Annotated in this window: 16 protein-coding genes; 8 read left to right on the top strand and 8 right to left on the bottom strand. The window is 67.8% G+C overall.

Annotated elements, in window-relative coordinates:
• Positions 1-31: 31 nt before the first annotated feature.
• Both RT97_RS08525 and RT97_RS08530 read right to left on the bottom strand, forming a co-directional pair.
• Positions 32-1,888: a sensor histidine kinase gene (locus RT97_RS08525; protein WP_042578354.1), complete on the bottom strand. Its 1,857-nt coding sequence runs from the start codon at positions 1,886-1,888 to the stop codon at positions 32-34.
• A 6-nt stretch (positions 1,889-1,894) separates the two neighbouring features.
• Positions 1,895-2,638 (bottom strand): response regulator transcription factor, encoded by a 744-nt coding sequence (locus tag RT97_RS08530; RefSeq protein WP_042578355.1) that lies wholly within the window; start codon positions 2,636-2,638, stop codon positions 1,895-1,897.
• 366 nt (positions 2,639-3,004) lie between these two features.
• Between RT97_RS08530 and RT97_RS08535 the strand changes: the two genes are divergently transcribed.
• The 5 genes from RT97_RS08535 to RT97_RS08555 all read left to right on the top strand — a co-directional run bounded on the left by RT97_RS08535 (position 3,005) and on the right by RT97_RS08555 (position 8,313).
• The gene (locus tag RT97_RS08535) at positions 3,005-3,598 is read left to right on the top strand and encodes a YqiA/YcfP family alpha/beta fold hydrolase (protein ID WP_042578356.1); all 594 of its coding nucleotides are present in this window, start codon (positions 3,005-3,007) and stop codon (positions 3,596-3,598) included.
• A gap of 124 nt (positions 3,599-3,722) precedes the next feature.
• Positions 3,723-5,783, top strand: a complete 2,061-nt coding sequence (locus RT97_RS08540; protein ID WP_042578357.1) for a ribonuclease catalytic domain-containing protein — start codon at positions 3,723-3,725, stop codon at positions 5,781-5,783.
• Between the two features lie 49 nt (positions 5,784-5,832).
• Positions 5,833-6,684, top strand: a complete 852-nt coding sequence (locus tag RT97_RS08545) for an energy transducer TonB (protein ID WP_042578358.1) — start codon at positions 5,833-5,835, stop codon at positions 6,682-6,684.
• Between the two features lie 23 nt (positions 6,685-6,707).
• Complete coding sequence (gene aroE, locus RT97_RS08550; protein WP_042578359.1) at positions 6,708-7,565, top strand: shikimate dehydrogenase; 858 nt, start codon at positions 6,708-6,710, stop codon at positions 7,563-7,565.
• Between the two features lie 4 nt (positions 7,566-7,569).
• Positions 7,570-8,313, top strand: coding sequence for a transglycosylase domain-containing protein (locus RT97_RS08555; RefSeq protein WP_042578360.1), 744 nt, complete (start codon positions 7,570-7,572; stop codon positions 8,311-8,313).
• Here RT97_RS08555 and RT97_RS08560 read toward each other — a convergent pair.
• Positions 8,258-8,701 carry a DUF2809 domain-containing protein gene (locus RT97_RS08560; RefSeq protein ID WP_042578396.1) on the bottom strand — a complete coding sequence of 148 codons (444 nt, stop codon included), beginning with the start codon at positions 8,699-8,701 and terminating at the stop codon, positions 8,258-8,260. The genes RT97_RS08555 and RT97_RS08560 overlap by 56 nt on opposite strands.
• 9 nt (positions 8,702-8,710) lie before the next feature.
• Between RT97_RS08560 and RT97_RS08565 the strand changes: the two genes are divergently transcribed.
• From RT97_RS08565 to ruvC, 3 genes are all read left to right on the top strand, one after another.
• On the top strand, positions 8,711-9,574 hold the full coding sequence (locus tag RT97_RS08565) for a lysophospholipid acyltransferase family protein (protein WP_042578361.1): 864 nt from the start codon (positions 8,711-8,713) through the stop codon (positions 9,572-9,574).
• A 4-nt stretch (positions 9,575-9,578) separates the two neighbouring features.
• On the top strand, positions 9,579-10,568 hold the full coding sequence (locus RT97_RS08570) for a phosphatidate cytidylyltransferase (protein ID WP_042578362.1): 990 nt from the start codon (positions 9,579-9,581) through the stop codon (positions 10,566-10,568).
• Positions 10,569-10,732: 164 nt separating this feature from the next.
• Positions 10,733-11,281 (top strand): crossover junction endodeoxyribonuclease RuvC, encoded by a 549-nt coding sequence (gene ruvC / locus RT97_RS08575; RefSeq protein ID WP_042578363.1) that lies wholly within the window; start codon positions 10,733-10,735, stop codon positions 11,279-11,281.
• Positions 11,282-11,294: 13 nt separating this feature from the next.
• Here the strand turns inward: ruvC and RT97_RS33400 are convergent, their stop codons facing one another.
• The 5 genes from RT97_RS33400 to RT97_RS08595 all read right to left on the bottom strand — a co-directional run bounded on the left by RT97_RS33400 (position 11,295) and on the right by RT97_RS08595 (position 16,167).
• Positions 11,295-11,471: a hypothetical protein gene (locus RT97_RS33400; RefSeq protein WP_172672175.1), complete on the bottom strand. Its 177-nt coding sequence runs from the start codon at positions 11,469-11,471 to the stop codon at positions 11,295-11,297.
• 19 nt (positions 11,472-11,490) lie between these two features.
• Positions 11,491-12,414 (bottom strand): UDP-3-O-acyl-N-acetylglucosamine deacetylase, encoded by a 924-nt coding sequence (gene lpxC / locus RT97_RS08580; protein ID WP_042578364.1) that lies wholly within the window; start codon positions 12,412-12,414, stop codon positions 11,491-11,493.
• 304 nt (positions 12,415-12,718) lie between these two features.
• On the bottom strand, positions 12,719-13,948 hold the full coding sequence (gene ftsZ, locus RT97_RS08585) for a cell division protein FtsZ (RefSeq protein WP_042578365.1): 1,230 nt from the start codon (positions 13,946-13,948) through the stop codon (positions 12,719-12,721).
• Between the two features lie 170 nt (positions 13,949-14,118).
• A complete protein-coding gene (ftsA, locus tag RT97_RS08590; protein ID WP_013539446.1) occupies positions 14,119-15,348 on the bottom strand; it encodes a cell division protein FtsA in 1,230 nt (409 codons plus the stop codon).
• 30 nt (positions 15,349-15,378) lie between these two features.
• The gene (locus RT97_RS08595; protein ID WP_042578366.1) at positions 15,379-16,167 is read right to left on the bottom strand and encodes a cell division protein FtsQ/DivIB; all 789 of its coding nucleotides are present in this window, start codon (positions 16,165-16,167) and stop codon (positions 15,379-15,381) included.
• Positions 16,168-16,169 lie beyond the last annotated feature (2 nt).

Raw genomic sequence — 16,169 nt, forward strand, 5'->3', positions numbered from 1 at the left:
GGGGCGGATTATCCGCGCCCCGAAACCCGTTTCAGCCAAAAGCCAGTTGAACGACCGTGCGCCCCGGTCGGCTTTCGACCGACAGCCGCGCGCCGATGGCCCCGGCGCGCTCCCACAGGGCCCTGGGCACCTGCGAGGCGTCGAAGCCCCGGCCGTTGTCGATGACCCGGAGCCGCACCGTGTCGCCCTGCATGTCAGCCTCGATCCGCAGCACGCTCGCCTGCGCATGCTGCAGCACGTTGGAGATGGCCTCGAACAGCAGGAACTGCAGTTGCCGCATGGCATGCGCGTCGAGCAGTTGCACCGGCGCGACCTCGTCCACGGCCCATTCGAATTCGATGCCCGCCGCCGCCAGCCGGGGTTCCAGCCGGTAGCGCAGCGCTGCCAGCAGCGCGCCGACGTCGCCCGGCGGCAGGTGGATCGAGTCGATCGAGAGCTTGAGCTGGTCGAGCGAGTCGCGCAGCGTGCGCAGCAGTTCCTCGGAGCTGGTCTGGCCCGACTGCAGCTGCCGGATCGCCGAGCTGATGTGCGAACCCACGCCGTCGTGCATGTCGCGCAGGATGCGCTCGCGCTCGTGGGTGCGGGCCTGGTCGCGCGCCACCTGTTCGAGCTCGGCATAGGTCGACGCCAGTTCGCGCTCGCGCTGCGCCACCCGGTCGGCCAGCGCCGCGACCCATCCGCGCGCCTGCGTGCTCACGGCGTGAAAGCGCCGCAGCACGATCAGCAGCAGCGCGATGCCGAAGAAGATCGACGAATAGCGCACCCAGGTGGTCTCGCCGTAGGCGTCGCTCAGGCGGATCACCAGCCAGTCGCGCACGCCGAAGGCCACCGTCACGAGCGCCGCGAGGGCCACCAGCATCCGCTCGGTGCTCGGATGGCGCACCGTGGACACCACGAAGCCGCTCACGAAGACGCCGATGATCACGATCTCGATGGCGAGCCAGCCGGTGAGCCACACCGGTTGCTCGCGCTGCAGCGCCAGCGTGCTCGCCACCACCGTTCCGGCGACGACGGCGGCGAGCGGCCAGCGCAGCCACTGCAGCCGGGGATTGCGGGCCCAGCCCGCGAGGTGGTAGCAGAACATCATGGCCGAGGCCGCCCAGCCCGCGTAGCAGGCGGCCATTAGCACGCCCCAAGGAACCCAGGGCAGCGGCGGCTCGGCAATCACGCCGTCGGCCACCCGGACTGCCCAGCAGAACTCGGCGAGCGCCGCCCACAGATAGATGCCGTCACGCCGGTGGCGGCCCACGGCGCCGGTGTCGACCTGCGTGAGCCAGAGGGCCAGCGCGATGCTGCCGACGATCAGGCTGAAGGCCGTGAGCAGCACCGAGCCGGTAAAGCGCCACGCATAGGCGCTCTCGAAGAATTCGGTGCGCACCGGCGTCGCGGGGCCGACGACCACGCGCGAGAGCCCGGCGCGCCGGGCGCTGTCGGCGCGCAAGCGGATCTGCAGGTGGTTCTCGCCGGCTTGCAGCAGGCGACCGGGCACGGGCACGTAGATCGGCGCCTTGGCGTAGTCGGCCTCGTTGCCCACGCTCATGTCGCCGTAGACCTGCAGCAGCGCCCCGTTCAGCTGCACCTCGAAGACATTGCCGACGCGGGGAATGAAGATGCCCCAGGGCGTTTCCGGCGCAGCTGCAAGGGTGAGCGGCAGGTCGAAGCTCGCAAGGCCGGGCTGGCCCCGGTGCTGGCGGTCCCAGTGGTAGGAGAGTTCGACCGGCCCGGTGCGCGTGATGCCGTCGACCGACGTCGTGATCGTGCCCCGGCGCAGTTCGATCGAGCCATCGGCGGCCTGGAGCGTCTCTGCCGCCGCAGCCCCCGTGCCCGCAGCGCCCGCCGCCAGCATGGCCAGCCACAGCGAGAGCAGCGATGCCAGCCTCGCCAGCATCCGTCCTCAGCCCGGGTGAGGCAGCAGGCCCAGGCGCGTGGCCTCGAAGACCGCCTCGCTCTTGGAATGCACCGCGAGCTTGCCGTAGAGGTTCTTGATGTGCGTCTGCACCGTGTGCACGCTCAGGCCCTTGAGCCGCGCGATTTCCGCATACGAGAAACCGCGCGCGATCAGCGTCAGCACCTCGTGCTCGCGCGCCGAGAGCAGGCCGCGCTCGCTGTCTTCGAAGGCCGCCTCGGGTGCGGCCAGGCCCGGGCCGGGGATGCTGGCCGATTGCAGGCTGCGGTACTTGGCCAGCACGCGGCGCGCGATCATGGGCGAGATCGGCGATGCGCCGGCCTTCATTTCCACGATGGTCTGCGCGATGTCCTCGGGCGCGGCGTCCTTGTGGATGTAGCCCACGGCGCCGGCCTCGATGCTGGCGAGCACGTTCTCCTCGTCGCCGAAGACCGACACCACCAGCGGCTCGCAGCCCGGAAAGCGCGCAACGGCGTCGCGGATCACGTCCAGGCCCGTGCCGTCGGGCATGCCGAGGTCCACCAGCAGGACATCGGGAATCGTCGTCGTGCGCGCGAGCCAGCCCAGCGCCTCTTGCACAGTGCCCGCACTGCCGAGCCAGAAAAGACGCGGGCTGCGCTGCACGCTCGCCTCGAAGAAAGCGCGCGCGCGACTGTCGTCCTCGACCACGAGCACGCCCCATCGGCGCAGCGTCCCGTCATCCAGTGCCTCTGTGTTCATGGGCACGAGCATAAGCCTCGAGGGCCCGCCGAATGGCGTACATGCATACCCCTTTCATGGGATGTGCGGCAGGAATCGCCTCCCGAGAATCGGGCGTTTTCAATTTTGTTTGCAGCTGGTTCACCGCCGCGCGCGCGACGGCGGCAACGAGGAGCAGCCCATGAATACTTTCGGATTCCAGCCAGACGGCCGACGCAGGGCCGGGGCCGGCGAGGTGTTCACGCGGTGTAAGTCGTTATGAGTCATCGCCTTCCCGAAGAACCCATCGCGGCAGGGTTTTTGAATGCCGCGAGCCGTTTTGCGGGCACGGACCTCATGCAAAATCACCGCGCTTCCGCCAGCGAGGTGCGGCGTTCGCACCTTCCCTCCCTTCCCCCCATGGACCCGCAAACCACCCATCTGCTGTACCTGCACGGCTTCCGTTCCTCGCCCCGTTCGACGAAGGCGCGGCTCGTGGCGCAGCGCGTGGCACACGCACATCCGAACCTGCAGTGGTGGTGCCCGCAGTTGCCGCCTTCGCCGCACGACGCCATCGACATGGTGATGAAAGGCATTGCGCAATGGCCGCGCAAGTCGATGGCGGTGATCGGCTCGTCGCTGGGCGGCTTCTATGCCACCTACGTCGCCGGCATGACGCGCTGCCGCGCGGTGCTGCTCAACCCGGCCGTGCATCCGGCGCGCGACCTCACGCGCTACATCGGCGACCAGACCGTCTGGCACGACCCGGCCGAGCATTTCTATTTCCGGCCCGAATACATCCACGAACTGCGCGCCATGGAAGTCGGCTCGCTCACGCGGCCCGAGCGCGTCTTCGCCATCATCGCCAAGGGCGACGAAGCGCTCGACTGGCACGAGATGTCGGCCCGCTACCCGGACAGCAACGTCAAGCTGCTGGAAGGCGGCGACCATGCGCTGTCGGATTTCGAGTCCGCGCACCTCGATGACGTGATGGCGTTCATCAACCCTGTCTGAACTCCAGGAGCACCACGCAACCGGCTCTGCCGTGCCGCAGGTGTTGCCCCTGGAAGGGGTTGGCGGCCACACGAAGTGGGCAAGCCTGGGGGAGAGCCCATTCCTCGCGTGGGACAATCGCCGGATGTTTGTATTGTTTGAAGAAGCCGGCAAGTACCTCGGTGGCCGCGTCCTGTCGGAGGCCGAAGCCTCGGCGCAGGTCGAGCTCGAGACCGGCAAGCGCGTCAAGGTCAAGGGCGCCAACATCGTTCTGCGTTTCGAGAAACCGTCCCCGGCCGAGTTGATCGCCGAGGCGCGCACGCTCGCCGCCGCGATGGACCTCGATCTGGCCTGGGAATTCGCGGCCGAAGGCGAATTCGGCTTCGCCGACCTGGCTGCCGACTATTTCAGCGACAAGCCCTCGCTGGCGCAGCAGGCCGCCGCGCTGTTCGCGCTCTTCGAGGCGCCGCACTACTTCCGCCGCGCGGGCAAGGGGCGCTTCAAGAAGGCGCCGGCCGAGATCGTGCAGCAGGCGCTCGCCGCCATCGAGAAGAAGAAAGTCATCCAGGCGCAGATCGTCGAGTGGGCCGGACAACTGGCCGAGGGCGTGTGCCCGCCGCCGATCCGCGAGCAGCTCTACAAGATCCTGTTCAAGCCCGACAAGAACGCCCCCGAATACAAGGCCGTGGTCGACGCCGCGCGCGCCACGCAGCGCCCGCCGCTCGACCTGTTGGAGCGTGCCGGCGCGATCGACTCGCCCTACCAGTTCCACTGGCGCCGCTTCCTGTTCGAGAACTTCCCCAAGGGCACCGGCTTTCCCGCGCTCGCGGCGCCGGCCATCGTGGACGAGCTGCCCGTCGCCACCGGCGTCGAGGCCTTCTCGATCGACGATTCGCAGACCACCGAAATCGACGATGCGTTGTCGGTGCAAGGTCTTGGCAGCGGCACCGTCACGGTCGGCATCCACATTGCGGCGCCTGCCCTGGCGCTCACGCCCGGCAGCGCCATCGACAACGTCGCGCGCGCACGCATGTCGACGGTCTACATGCCGGGCTACAAGATCACGATGCTGCCCGACGACGTGGTCGACACCTACACGCTGCTCGAAGGCGCCGACCGCCCGGCTGTGTCGCTCTATGCACGCTTCGACGAAGCCACGCTGGAGTTGCAAGGCACCGAGACCAGGCTCGAACGCGTGCCGATCGTCGCCAACCTGCGCCACGACCAGCTCGACAGCGTCGTCACGCAACCCTGGCTTGAAGACGCCGCGGTCACGAGCGAAAACACGCCCGAGGCCGCCGCGAAACTTCGCGCCCCGCTCTCCTTCCTGTTCCGCCTCGCCAAGCAATTGAAGGCGCAGCGCGAGGTGGTGCGCGGCAAGCCCGAGAACTTCAACCGGCCCGACTACAACTTCCGCCTCGTCGGCAACGACGGCAACGAGCCCACCGGCAACGAGCAGGTGCAGATCACGACGCGCCAGCGCGGCGCACCGCTCGACCTGATCGTCTCGGAAGCGATGATCCTGGCCAACAGCAGCTGGGGCGGCTGGCTGGGCGAGCTCGGCGTGCCCGGGCTCTACCGCAGCCAGGCGAGCCTGGCACCCGGCATCAAGGTGCGCATGGGCACGCGCGCGTTGCCGCATGCAGGCCTGGGCGTGAAGAGCTACGCGTGGAGCACCTCGCCGCTGCGCCGCTACACCGACCTGGTGAACCAGTGGCAGATCATCGCGGCCGCCCGCCACGGCAAGACCGCCGCGCTGGCTGCGCCCTTCAAGCCGAAGGACGCCGACCTGTTCTCGATCCTCTCGGGCTTCGACGCCGCCTATGCCACGTACAACGGCTACCAGGGCGGCATGGAACGCTTCTGGACGCTCAAGTACCTGCAGCAGAACGGCATCACCGAGCTCGAAGCGACGGTCATCAAGGACATCCCCAACGGCGCGCTGGTGCGTGCCGATGCGCTGCCGCTGGTGTTTCCGGTCGCCGGCCAGCAGGAGCGCGGTGCGCGCCTGCGCGTGAAGCTCGGCGAGATCGACGAGATCGCGCTCGATGTGAGCGGCACCGTGCTCGAACGCCTCGATGCGCCGAAGACCGATGCCTCGGCCGAGGACGAGAGCGGCGAGGATGAAGAAGAAGTCGCCGGCCCGATCGCCATTGCCGTCGATCTGAGCGACAGCGAGGCCGCGCCGGAAAACACACCTGCATGAACTTCGGCGGAACGTCCGGAGAAATGCAGCCCCTGGAGGAGTTTCGAGAATGAACTTCAAGGACCTCAGCACGCTGCAGATTGCCCTGGGCGTGTCGGTCATTGCGCATGCCGCGCTGCTGGCGGTGCGCTTCGTCGATCCCGAGTCGTTCAACCGCGCGTTCACCGACACGCCGCTGGAGGTGATCCTGGTCAACAGCAAGACCAAGGAGCGCCCCGACGCGAATGCCAAGCTGATGGCGCAGACCTCGCTCGCGGGCGGCGGCGACCTCGACAAGGGGCGCGCGACCAGCCCGCTGCCGCCGTCGAGCTTCACCGCCGTGGGCGATTCGTTCGAGGACGCGCGCAAGCAGGTCGACGCCCTGCAGGCCGAGCAGATGCAGATGATCACGCAGCTTCGGCGCGACATCGCCGCCATGCCGGTGCGCGATCCGCGTACCGCGGGCGACCCGACCGAAGCTGCCGCGCAGGAAGAAAAGCGCCGCCAGATGGTCGAGTTGCTGGCCCAGATCGAGCGCCGCGTGAACGAGGAAAACTCGCGCCCCAAGAAGCGCTACATCAGCCCGTCCACGCGCGAAGCCGCCTTCGCGGTGTACGTCGACACCATGCTGCGCCGCGTCGAGGCGCGCGCCGCGGAAAACTTCCCCGAGCTGGCTGGCAAGAAGCTGTACGGCGAGCTCAAGATGACGATGACCGTCAACTTCGACGGCAACGTGCTGGCCACCGTGGTCGACCAGAGCTCGGGCAACATCGCGCTCGACCGCCGGGCACAGGCCATCGTCGTCAGCACCGGCAACTTCGGCAAGTTCACGAGCGCGATGCGCCAGGAACAGGCCGACCAGATGGTGATCCAGGGCACGTTCCGCTTCGCGCGCGACGGCACGATGGAAATCTCCCAGTAAAGAAGAACAGCGAGACCGCCGCCATGGATCTGTACTGCGTCATGGGCAACCCCGTCGAGCACAGCCGCTCGCCGCGCATCCATGCCCGCTTTGCCGAACTCTGCGGCCAGCAGATGGACTATGGCCGCCGGCTGATTCCGCTGGGCGCCTTCGCCGAAGGCATTGCCGCTTTCCGCCGGGAAGCCGCCGAACGCGGCGACAGCGCGCGCGGCTGCAACATCACCGTGCCCTTCAAGTTCGAGGCCGCCGCGTTGGCCGAGCACACGAGCGCGCGCGCCACGCTTGCGCAGGCGGTCAACACGCTGCGCTTCGAGGCCGACGGCAGCATCCACGCGGACAACACCGACGGCATCGGCCTGGTCAACGACATCGTCCGCAACGCGGGCGTGCCGCTCGCGGGCAAGGCGCTGCTGCTGATCGGCGCCGGCGGTGCCGCCGCCGGCGTGCTGGGCCCGCTGCTCGACGCAGGCGCCTCGCGCATCGTGGTGGCCAACCGCACCGTCGACAAGGCGATCGCGGTGGTCCAGCGCCATGCGGCGCTCGCGCTCGGCCACGGCGCCACGCTCGAAGCCTGGGCGCTCGACGAAGTGCCGGGCGCCTTCGACGTGGTGGTCAACGCCACCGCCTCCAGCCTCGTCGGCGACGCGGTGCCGGTGAGCGCCAACGTGCTGCGCCCCGGCGCGCTCGCGGTCGACATGATGTACGGCCCCGCGGCCGCGGGCTTCATGGCATGGGCCGAGGCGCATGGCGCGGTGCCGCGAGACGGGCTCGGCATGCTCGTCGAGCAGGCGGCCGAATCGTTCGAGATCTGGCGCGGCGAGCGCCCGCCGTCGGCACAGGTGCTGGCCGAGCTGCGCGCGTCGCTCGCCGCCGGCCACTGAACCCATGAAGGCCGTGCTGCGCCTCATCGCCTGCCTTGCGGTAGCGGGCATCGCGCTCGAGTTGTTTTTCGTGGTGCGCATCGCGGCCATGGCGGTGATCGATCCGCAGAGCACCGCGTTCCAGCGCTCCGCGGCCTGGCAGGTCGCGCGCCAGAAGGGCAGCGAGGGCGGCTGGCGCCAGGAGTGGGTGCCGTATGCGCAGATCAACGACACGCTCAAGCGCGCGGTGATCGCGAGCGAAGACGCCGGCTTCGTCGATCACAACGGCGTGGAGTGGGAGGCCATCGAACGCGCGCGCCAGCGCAACGCGAAGGCCGAGGAGCTCGCAGCCAAGCGCGCCGCCCGCGCCGCGGCACGCGGCAAGCCGATGCAGCCCGTGCGCCTGCGCGGCGGCTCCACCATCACACAGCAGCTGGCGAAGAACCTGCTGCTCTCGGGCGAGCGCACGATGCTGCGCAAAGGCCAGGAGCTGGTGCTCGCGACGCTGCTCGAGGTGTTTCTCGACAAGCGCCGCATCCTGGAGATCTACCTGAACAACGTCGAATGGGGCGAAGGCGTGTTCGGCGCCGAGGCCGCGTCGCAGTATTACTTCAAGAAGCCCGCCTCGCGCCTGGGCGCCAACGAGGCCGCACGGCTCGCGGTGATGCTGCCGAGCCCGAAGTTCTTCGAGCGCCGGCCCGGCTCGCCGTACCTCAGCGGACGGGCGTCGACGGTCGTGGCGCGGATGGCGTCGGCCGAGCTGCCCTGATCCCGAACTTCGCACGCAGCGCTTCGAGGGCCAGCACGGCCGCGAAGCCGATCGTGTAGGCCACCACGTCCCACCAATCGGCGGTGCTGCCGAGCACGATGCGCAGGGCCCGGTTCGGAATGTGCAGATGCCAGGCCGACGCGAGGAACTGGCCCAGTTCCACCGCACAGCCCACGCCGAGCGCGGCCAGTGCGAGCGGCAGGACGCGCGCGGCGATGAAGGTTTTGAAGACGAAGTAGACCCACACCACCGCCAGCACATCGCCGAAGAAACTCCGCAGCCATCCCCATCGCGCGCCGACGGTGGCCAGCAGCGCAAGAACAATGAACAGGGCCACCGCCCACACGAGTGAAAGAGGATCGAAACGCCATCGCATGGCCCGTATCATCGCGCCCATATGCTGGCAAAGCTCACAGGTTGGTTGTTGTTGGGAATCGTCCGGTTGCTCACGGGCGCGCAGGCGCGCTGGTACGGCTGCCCACCGAAAGCCGAGCAGCGCATCTATTTCGCCAACCACCAGAGCCACGCCGACCTCGTGATGATCTGGGCGGCCCTGCCCGAGGAACTGCGCAGCATCACGCGGCCGATCGCTGCGCGCGACTACTGGGCCAACACGCCGGTCAAGCGCTGGATCACGACGGAGGTGTTCAATGCGGTGTACGTGGAGCGTGCGGCCGCGGCGCCTGCTGCAGCAGTTGCACCCGAGTCGGTGCAGGCCGAGCCGGCGCCCCAACCTGCGGCCGTGGCATCGCCCGCCGAACGCATCGAGCCGTCGATGGAACCGCTGCTGCCGGCCACGCCGCCCATCGCCGAAGCCGTGAACGAACTGCAGGGAGAACTCGACCTTCCGCCACCGCCACCACCGCCGCCCGCACCTATCGCGCCGCCGCCATCCGTTGCGGAACCGGCACCACCGGCCGAACCCGCGGCACCCGTGTCCGACCCGCTCGCGCCACTCGTCGAGGCGCTCCGAAGCGGCGACTCGATCATCATCTTTCCCGAGGGCACGCGCGGCCACACGGGCGAGCCGCAGAAGTTCAAGTCCGGCCTCTACACGCTCGCGACGATGTTCCCCGACGTGGTGCTCGTGCCGGCCTGGATCGACAACGTGCAGCGCGTCATGCCCAAGGGCGAGATCGTGCCGGTGCCCATTCTTTGCTCCGTCACCTTCGGCGCGCCGCTTCGCGTCGAGGACGGCGAAGAGCGCCGCCCCTTCCTCGATCGCGCGCGCGCCGCGGTGATCGCATTGCGCGACGTCTGACGACATGAACCAGTTCCTGCGCAGCCTCACCCCGACCCAGCAGGTCGCGGCGCTCTTTCTCATCATCTTCGGCGTGCTGGTCGTCATCAGCACCACGGCCTTCTTCCTGAGCTTCAGGGAAAAGCGCAACCCGGTGCACGACGCCACCTGGCAGGCCGAGCTCGCGCACTTTCGCGCGCTGCTGGGCACCACCTGGTTCATGGTGGTGGTCTTCTGGATCGGCTGGGCGCTCGGCGAAACGGTGGCGACGGTGCTCTTCGCGCTGATCTCGTTCTTCGCGCTGCGCGAGTTCATTACGCTCTCGCCCACGCGGCGCGGCGACCACCGCAGCCTGATCCTCGCGTTCTTCGTGGTGCTGCCGATCCAGTTCTGGCTCGTGGCGACCGCGCGCTTCGATCTCTTCACCGTGTTCATCCCGGTCTACGTGTTCCTCGCGATCCCGGTGGCGAGCGCGCTGGCCAACGACCCGAGCCACTTCCTCGAACGCAACGCCAAGCTGCAGTGGGGCATCATGGTCTGCGTCTACGGCATGAGCCATGTGCCTGCGCTGCTGCTCCTGAGCTTCCCCGGCTACGAGGGCAAGAGCGCGTTCCTCGTGTTCTTCCTGGTGTTCGTGGTGCAGACCTCGGTGCTGGTGCAGCACGTCATCTCGCGCCGCACGCAGCGCGCGCCGTTCGCGCCCAACGTGAGCCGCAGCTTCAACTGGACCAGCTGGGGCATCGGCATCGTGGTGGCGAGCCTGGTGGGCGCGCTGTTCTCGTTCATCACGCCGTTCAAGTTCGGCCAGGCGCTGGCGGTGTCGGTCATCGCCTGCATCGCGGGCTCGATGGGGCACCTGGTGATGAAGGCGCTCAAGCGCGACCGTGGCATTCCGAACTGGGGCAAGAAGGGCGTGGGCGTGACCGGCGCGAACGGCCTCCTGGACCGCGTCGATGCGCTGTGCTTCGCGGCGCCGATCTTTTTTCACTCGATCCGCTGGTACTTCAACGCCTAGGATGAAACTCACCCCCAGTCTTCGCGCACTTCGTGTCGCTGCGCCAACCCCCTTCCAGGGGGCGGCACCAGCGGCCGGGCCAAGCCCGTTCCGCGGTGTCCCTTGCCTTGGCAGCGCCGGTTTCATGCGCCACAAGCCGCGCGCGAAGCCGTGGAGCAACTGACATGCGCATCCTCGGCATCGACCCTGGCCTCCTGACCACCGGCTTCGGCGTGGTGGACGCGGACGGCCATGCACTGCGCTACGTGGCCAGCGGCACCATCAGCACGCGGCACCTGGGCAGCGGGAACCTGCCGGCGCGCCTGAAGGTGCTGTTCGACGGCATCGCGGAAATCGCCGCGCGCTACCAGCCCGATGCGTCGGCGGTGGAAATCATCTTCGTCAACGTCAACCCGCAGTCGACGCTGCTGCTGGGACAGGCGCGCGGCGCTTGCGTGACCTCGCTGGTGAACAGCAACCTCACGGTCGCCGAATACACCGCGCTGCAGATGAAGAAGGCGGTGGCGGGCCACGGCCAGGCGGCCAAGGCGCAGGTGCAGGAGATGGTCAAGCGCCTGCTCGACCTGCCAGGCCTACCCGGCGCCGATGCGGCCGACGCACTGGGCATCGCAATCACGCATGCGCAGGTGGGGCGGTCGATGGCACGGCTGGCCCAGGCGGCGGAGTTGTCGAAGACGCATGCCGGCACCTACCGGCAAGGGCGTTCGCGCTGACCGGGACGACGAGCTAGGCGACGCGCTCGGCGATCAGCACCGCGAAGAAGCCGAACGCAGCGAGCAGCGTCCACTTGAGCACGATCCAGCCGACGCGCCGGTACTTGGCCTGCCCGGTGCCCGCATAGAACGCGAACGACACGCCGGCCACCAGCAAAAGCAACAGGATGGCCCAGCGGAAGAGAAGCATCGTCTGGGCGGCGGCGCGCCTACCAGGCCCGCGCCACTTCGCCGAAGCCGCGCGGTGCGCGCTTCTCGTCGTCGAAGGTCACGATCTCGTAGGCATCGCTGTGCGAGAGCAGTTCGCGCAGCAGCTTGTTGTTGAGCGCATGGCCCGAGCGGAACGCGGTGTAGGCGGCGAGCAGCGGCTTGCCGATGATGTACAGGTCGCCCATCGCGTCGAGGATCTTGTGCTTCACGAACTCGTCGTCGTAGCGCAGGCCGCCGGCATTGAGCACCTTGGTGTCGTCCATCACGATGGCGTTGTCGAGGCCCCCGCCAAGAGCCAGGCCCTTGCTGCGCATGTACTCGACTTCCTTCGTGAAGCCGAAGGTGCGGGCGCGCGCGATGTCGCGGCTGTACGAATCGGTGCCGAGGTCGAACTCCACGCGCTGGCCGGTGGAATTGACCACGCGGTGATCGAAGTCGATCTCGAAGCTCAGCTTGTAGCCGTGGTACGGCTCAAGGCTCGCCCACTTCTCGTTGGCGCCCTCGCCTTCGCGCACCTCGACCTTGCGGGTCACGCGGATGAAGCGGCGCGGTGCCTTCTGCAGCTCGATGCCCGCGCTTTGCAGCAGGAACACGAAGGACGAAGCCGATCCGTCGAGGATGGGCACTTCGTCGGCCGTGATGTCGATGTAGAGGTTGTCGATGCCAAGGCCGGCGCAGGCCGACATCAGATGCTCGACCGTCTGCACCTTCGCGCCGCCGGTGGAGACCGTGGAGGCGAGGCGCGTGTCGGTGACCGCTTCGGCCGTCATGCGGATCTCGGCCGGCTCGGGGAGGTCGACGCGGCGGAACACGATGCCCGTGTCGGCCGGGGCCGGTCGCAGGGTCAGTTCCACGCGTTGGCCGCTATGAAGCCCCACGCCCACGGCGCGGCTGATCGACTTGAGGGTTCGTTGTTGCAGCACGCCGGGGATTTTAGGCGCGCCACGGGTGTGGCGGCCTATTCCCCTCGCTATGGCAGCGATAGACATGGGTTCTATGCAATCCCGGCAATGGACGCAAAGGGCACGAGCTGGACGCAGCGCCTAGAGCCGGCAGAAGTCCCTTTCAGGTCTTCCCCGTACCCCTTGCGAACCCTCGTGCCCTCTGCGTCGCGTTGAGTCACTTCGCGAAACACAGCGGAACCGGCTTTGCCGGGCCGCTGGTGTTGCCCCGGGCAGGGGGCTGGCGAAGCGACACGAAGTGCGCACGGCCTGGGGGTGAGCCCAGTCAATCGGCCTGACGGCGCAGGAATGCCGGAATCTCGAAGTCGTCCATGCCGCCCGACGACAGCGCATCCACCTTGGCCGCGGCCATCGTGCGGTTGGTGCGCCACACGCTGGGAACCGCCATGCCGTCGTAGTTCGGCTGGTTGCCACCACCGCCGTGACCGCTGGTGTGGCCGCCCGTTCCGCCCATGCCCATCGTGGGCACGTTGAACGGGATGTTGTCGGTGCCGGTGCGAATGACTTCCAGCGTCGGGGCCTGGCGGCGTGCGTCCGCGCGCGAGAGGCCCGTGGCCACCACGGTCACGCGCATCTCGTCGCCCAGGGCTTCGTCGTAGGCAGCGCCGTAGATCACGTGCGCATCGGGCGAGGCGTAGGCGCGGATGGTGTTCATCGCGAGCTTCGACTCGTTCAGCTTCAGCGAACCCTTCGATGCCGTCACCAGCACCAGCACGCCCTTCGCGCCCGACAGGTCGATGCCTTCGAGCAGCGGGCAGGCCACGGCCTGTTCGGCAGCGATGCGCGCGCGGTCCGGACCCGCGGCCGCAGCCGTGCCCATCATGGCCTTGCCGGGCTCGCCCATCACGGTGCGCACGTCTTCGAAGTCGACGTTCACGCCGCCGTACTCGTTGATGATTTCCGAGATGCCGCCCACGGCGTTCTTGAGCACGTCGTTGGCGTGCGCGAAGGCTTCGTCCTGGGTGATGTCTTCACCGAGCACGTCGAGCAGCTTCTCGTTGAGCACCACGATCAGCGAATCGACGTTGGCTTCGAGCTCGGCCAGGCCGTCGTCCGCGTTCTTCATGCGGCGGCCGCCTTCCCAGTCGAAGGGCTTGGTCACAACACCCACGGTCAGGATGCCCATTTCCTTGGCGACGCGCGCGATCACCGGCGCAGCGCCGGTGCCCGTGCCGCCACCCATGCCGGCGGTGATGAACAGCATGTGCGCGCCGTCGATGGCCGCGCGGATTTCGTCCACGGCGGCTTCGGCGGCTTCACGGCCCTTGTCGGGCTTGCTGCCGGCGCCCAGGCCGCTGGTGCCCAGCTGGATGATCTTGTTCGCGTTGCTGCGGGTGAGCGCCTGCGCGTCGGTGTTGGCGCACACGAATTGCACGCCCTGCACACCACGCTCCATCATGTGGGCGACTGCATTGCCGCCACCGCCGCCCACACCGATCACCTTGATCTGCGTGCCTTGATTGAATTCTTCGACTTCGATCATTTCGATGGTCATTTCTAACTCCTTGAATATTGCAGTTGCCGTTTTGTATCTATGAATAATTCTTTTGCCGTGACGTGTTCAACGAGAGCGTCGTCACGATGGTGGACCTGTGCGTCGCCATCGCTCGTTGAAATGCAACGGCGGACTGCCGCGAGCGAGCCAGAGTGGGGAGTGGTTCATGGTCAGAAGTTCCCCACGATGAAGTCCTTGAAACGTCCGAACGCAGTCTTTACCGACCCGTTCTTCTGCGCGACCTTGAAGCCGCGCATGCGTGCGAAGCGCGCCTCCTCGAGCAGGCCCATGACGGTAGCCGCACGGGGCTGCGCCACCATGTCGGACAACGCGCTGGAATACTTCGGGATGCCCCGGCGCACGGGCTTGAGGAAGATGTCTTCCCCGAGCTCGACCATGCCCGGCATCACCGCGCTGCCGCCGGTGAGCACCACGCCCGAAGAGAGCACCTCTTCGTAGCCCGACTCGCGCACCACCTGCTGCACGAGCGAGAAGATCTCCTCGATGCGCGGCTCGATCACGCCGGCCAGGGCCTGCTTGCTCAGCATGCGCGGGCCGCGGTCGCCCAGGCCCGGCACTTCCACCTGCTGGTCGGGGTCGGCCAGCAGCTGCTTGGCATAGCCGCTCTCGACCTTGATGTCTTCCGCGTCCTTGGTGGGCGTGCGCAGCGCCATCGCGATGTCGCTGGTGATGAGGTCACCCGCGATCGGGATCACCGCCGTGTGGCGGATCGCGCCGTTGGTGAAGATCGCCACGTCGGTCGTGCCCGCGCCGATGTCCACCAGCACCACGCCCAGTTCGCGCTCGTCTTCGGTCAGCACCGCCTGGCTGGAGGCCAGCGGGTTGAGCATCAGCTGGTCGACCTCCAGGCCGCAGCGGCGCACGCACTTGATGATGTTCTCGGCCGCGCTCTGCGCGCCGGTCACGATGTGCACCTTGGCCTCCAGGCGCATGCCGCTCATGCCGATCGGCTCCTTCACGTCCTGGCCGTCGATCACGAACTCCTGAGGCTCCACCAGCAGGAGGCGCTGATCGCTCGAGATGTTGATCGCGCGCGCGGTTTCCACCACGCGGGCCACGTCGGCGGGCGTCACTTCCTTGTCCTTCACCGCCACCATGCCGCTCGAATTGATGCCGCGGATGTGGCTGCCGGTGATGCCGGTGTAGACGCGGCTGATCTTGCAATCGGCCATCAGCTCGGCTTCTTTCAGCGCCTGCTGGATGCTCTGCACCGTGGCGTCGATGTTCACCACCACGCCGCGCTTCAAGCCATTGCTCGGCGCGATGCCGAGCCCGGCGAGCTTGAGCTCGCCGCCGGGCAGCACCTCGGCCACGACCACCATCACCTTGGCGGTGCCGATGTCCAGTCCTACGACCAGGTCTTTGTATTCTTTGGGCATTGAGATATGTCCTCGATTTCTCGCTGTGCGCTACTTGATTCTTCTTGGGGTCTCGGGTGAGACCGTGGTGACGCCGCGCAGCCGCAATGCATACGCGTCGTTGTGGCGCAGGTCGGCGCCTTCGACGTCGGCCACCGTGCGGTGGTACTGGCCCGCGACCTGCGTCACGGTCTTCAGGAAGCGCTGCAACCGGGCCGACACCTCTTCGCTCTGCCCGCGCCCCAGCTCGATCTGCGCACCGCTGTCCAGCACCACCTTCCAGCTGCCGCGGCTGGACAGAGTGAGCTCGTCGATGCCGAAGTCGTAGGGCTGGAACTGCGGCGCGAGCACGCGGTACATGCCCAGCACCTGCCCGGCCTGCTCGATGGGGCCGTCCAGGCGCGGCAGGTTCTCGTCGACCTCGGCCACGTTCGCCTCGAACACATCGCCGAAACCGTTGATGAGCTTGGAGCCGGCCTCGTCGCCCCAGCTGGCCACCGGCACCTGCTCGGTCAGCGTCACGCGCAGCTTGTTCGGGAACTCGCGCCGCACCACCGCGCTGCGCACCCACGGCACCGCCTCGAAGGCGGTGCGCGCACGCGCCAGGTCGATGGTGAAGAAGTTGCCCGACAGCTGCGGCGCCACGTTGGCGCGCAGCGTGACCGCGTTGTTGTGCGTCACTTCGCCGTCCACCTTGATCCCCGCGAGCGGGAAGAAAGGCTGGCGCAGCACCCACCAGGCGCCCGCCGCCAGCAGCATGAACGCCACCGCCACGAACGCGAGGTTCGCCACGATGTTCATGAGCTTGACGTCGAAGGGCGCGGGGATGCTGTCGGCCATGG

The organism is Variovorax paradoxus, from assembly GCF_000834655.1.
GTDB classification, from domain to species: Bacteria; Pseudomonadota; Gammaproteobacteria; order Burkholderiales; family Burkholderiaceae_C; genus Variovorax; species Variovorax paradoxus_F.

What these genes read in the sequence shown, in the direction of transcription:
- RT97_RS08525 (WP_042578354.1), bottom strand. Translation starts at nt 1,888, where the DNA reads ATGCTGGCGAGGCTGGCATCGCTGCTCTCGCTGTGGCTGGCCATGCTG.
- RT97_RS08530 (WP_042578355.1), bottom strand. Translation starts at nt 2,638, where the DNA reads ATGCTCGTGCCCATGAACACAGAGGCACTGGATGACGGGACGCTGCGC.
- RT97_RS08535 (WP_042578356.1), top strand. Translation starts at nt 3,005, where the DNA reads ATGGACCCGCAAACCACCCATCTGCTGTACCTGCACGGCTTCCGTTCC.
- RT97_RS08540 (WP_042578357.1), top strand. Translation starts at nt 3,723, where the DNA reads ATGTTTGTATTGTTTGAAGAAGCCGGCAAGTACCTCGGTGGCCGCGTC.
- RT97_RS08545 (WP_042578358.1), top strand. Translation starts at nt 5,833, where the DNA reads ATGAACTTCAAGGACCTCAGCACGCTGCAGATTGCCCTGGGCGTGTCG.
- aroE (WP_042578359.1), top strand. Translation starts at nt 6,708, where the DNA reads ATGGATCTGTACTGCGTCATGGGCAACCCCGTCGAGCACAGCCGCTCG.
- RT97_RS08555 (WP_042578360.1), top strand. Translation starts at nt 7,570, where the DNA reads ATGAAGGCCGTGCTGCGCCTCATCGCCTGCCTTGCGGTAGCGGGCATC.
- RT97_RS08560 (WP_042578396.1), bottom strand. Translation starts at nt 8,701, where the DNA reads ATGATACGGGCCATGCGATGGCGTTTCGATCCTCTTTCACTCGTGTGG.
- RT97_RS08565 (WP_042578361.1), top strand. Translation starts at nt 8,711, where the DNA reads ATGCTGGCAAAGCTCACAGGTTGGTTGTTGTTGGGAATCGTCCGGTTG.
- RT97_RS08570 (WP_042578362.1), top strand. Translation starts at nt 9,579, where the DNA reads ATGAACCAGTTCCTGCGCAGCCTCACCCCGACCCAGCAGGTCGCGGCG.
- ruvC (WP_042578363.1), top strand. Translation starts at nt 10,733, where the DNA reads ATGCGCATCCTCGGCATCGACCCTGGCCTCCTGACCACCGGCTTCGGC.
- RT97_RS33400 (WP_172672175.1), bottom strand. Translation starts at nt 11,471, where the DNA reads ATGCTTCTCTTCCGCTGGGCCATCCTGTTGCTTTTGCTGGTGGCCGGC.
- ftsZ (WP_042578365.1), bottom strand. Translation starts at nt 13,948, where the DNA reads ATGACCATCGAAATGATCGAAGTCGAAGAATTCAATCAAGGCACGCAG.
- ftsA (WP_013539446.1), bottom strand. Translation starts at nt 15,348, where the DNA reads ATGCCCAAAGAATACAAAGACCTGGTCGTAGGACTGGACATCGGCACC.
- RT97_RS08595 (WP_042578366.1), bottom strand. Translation starts at nt 16,167, where the DNA reads ATGGCCGACAGCATCCCCGCGCCCTTCGACGTCAAGCTCATGAACATC.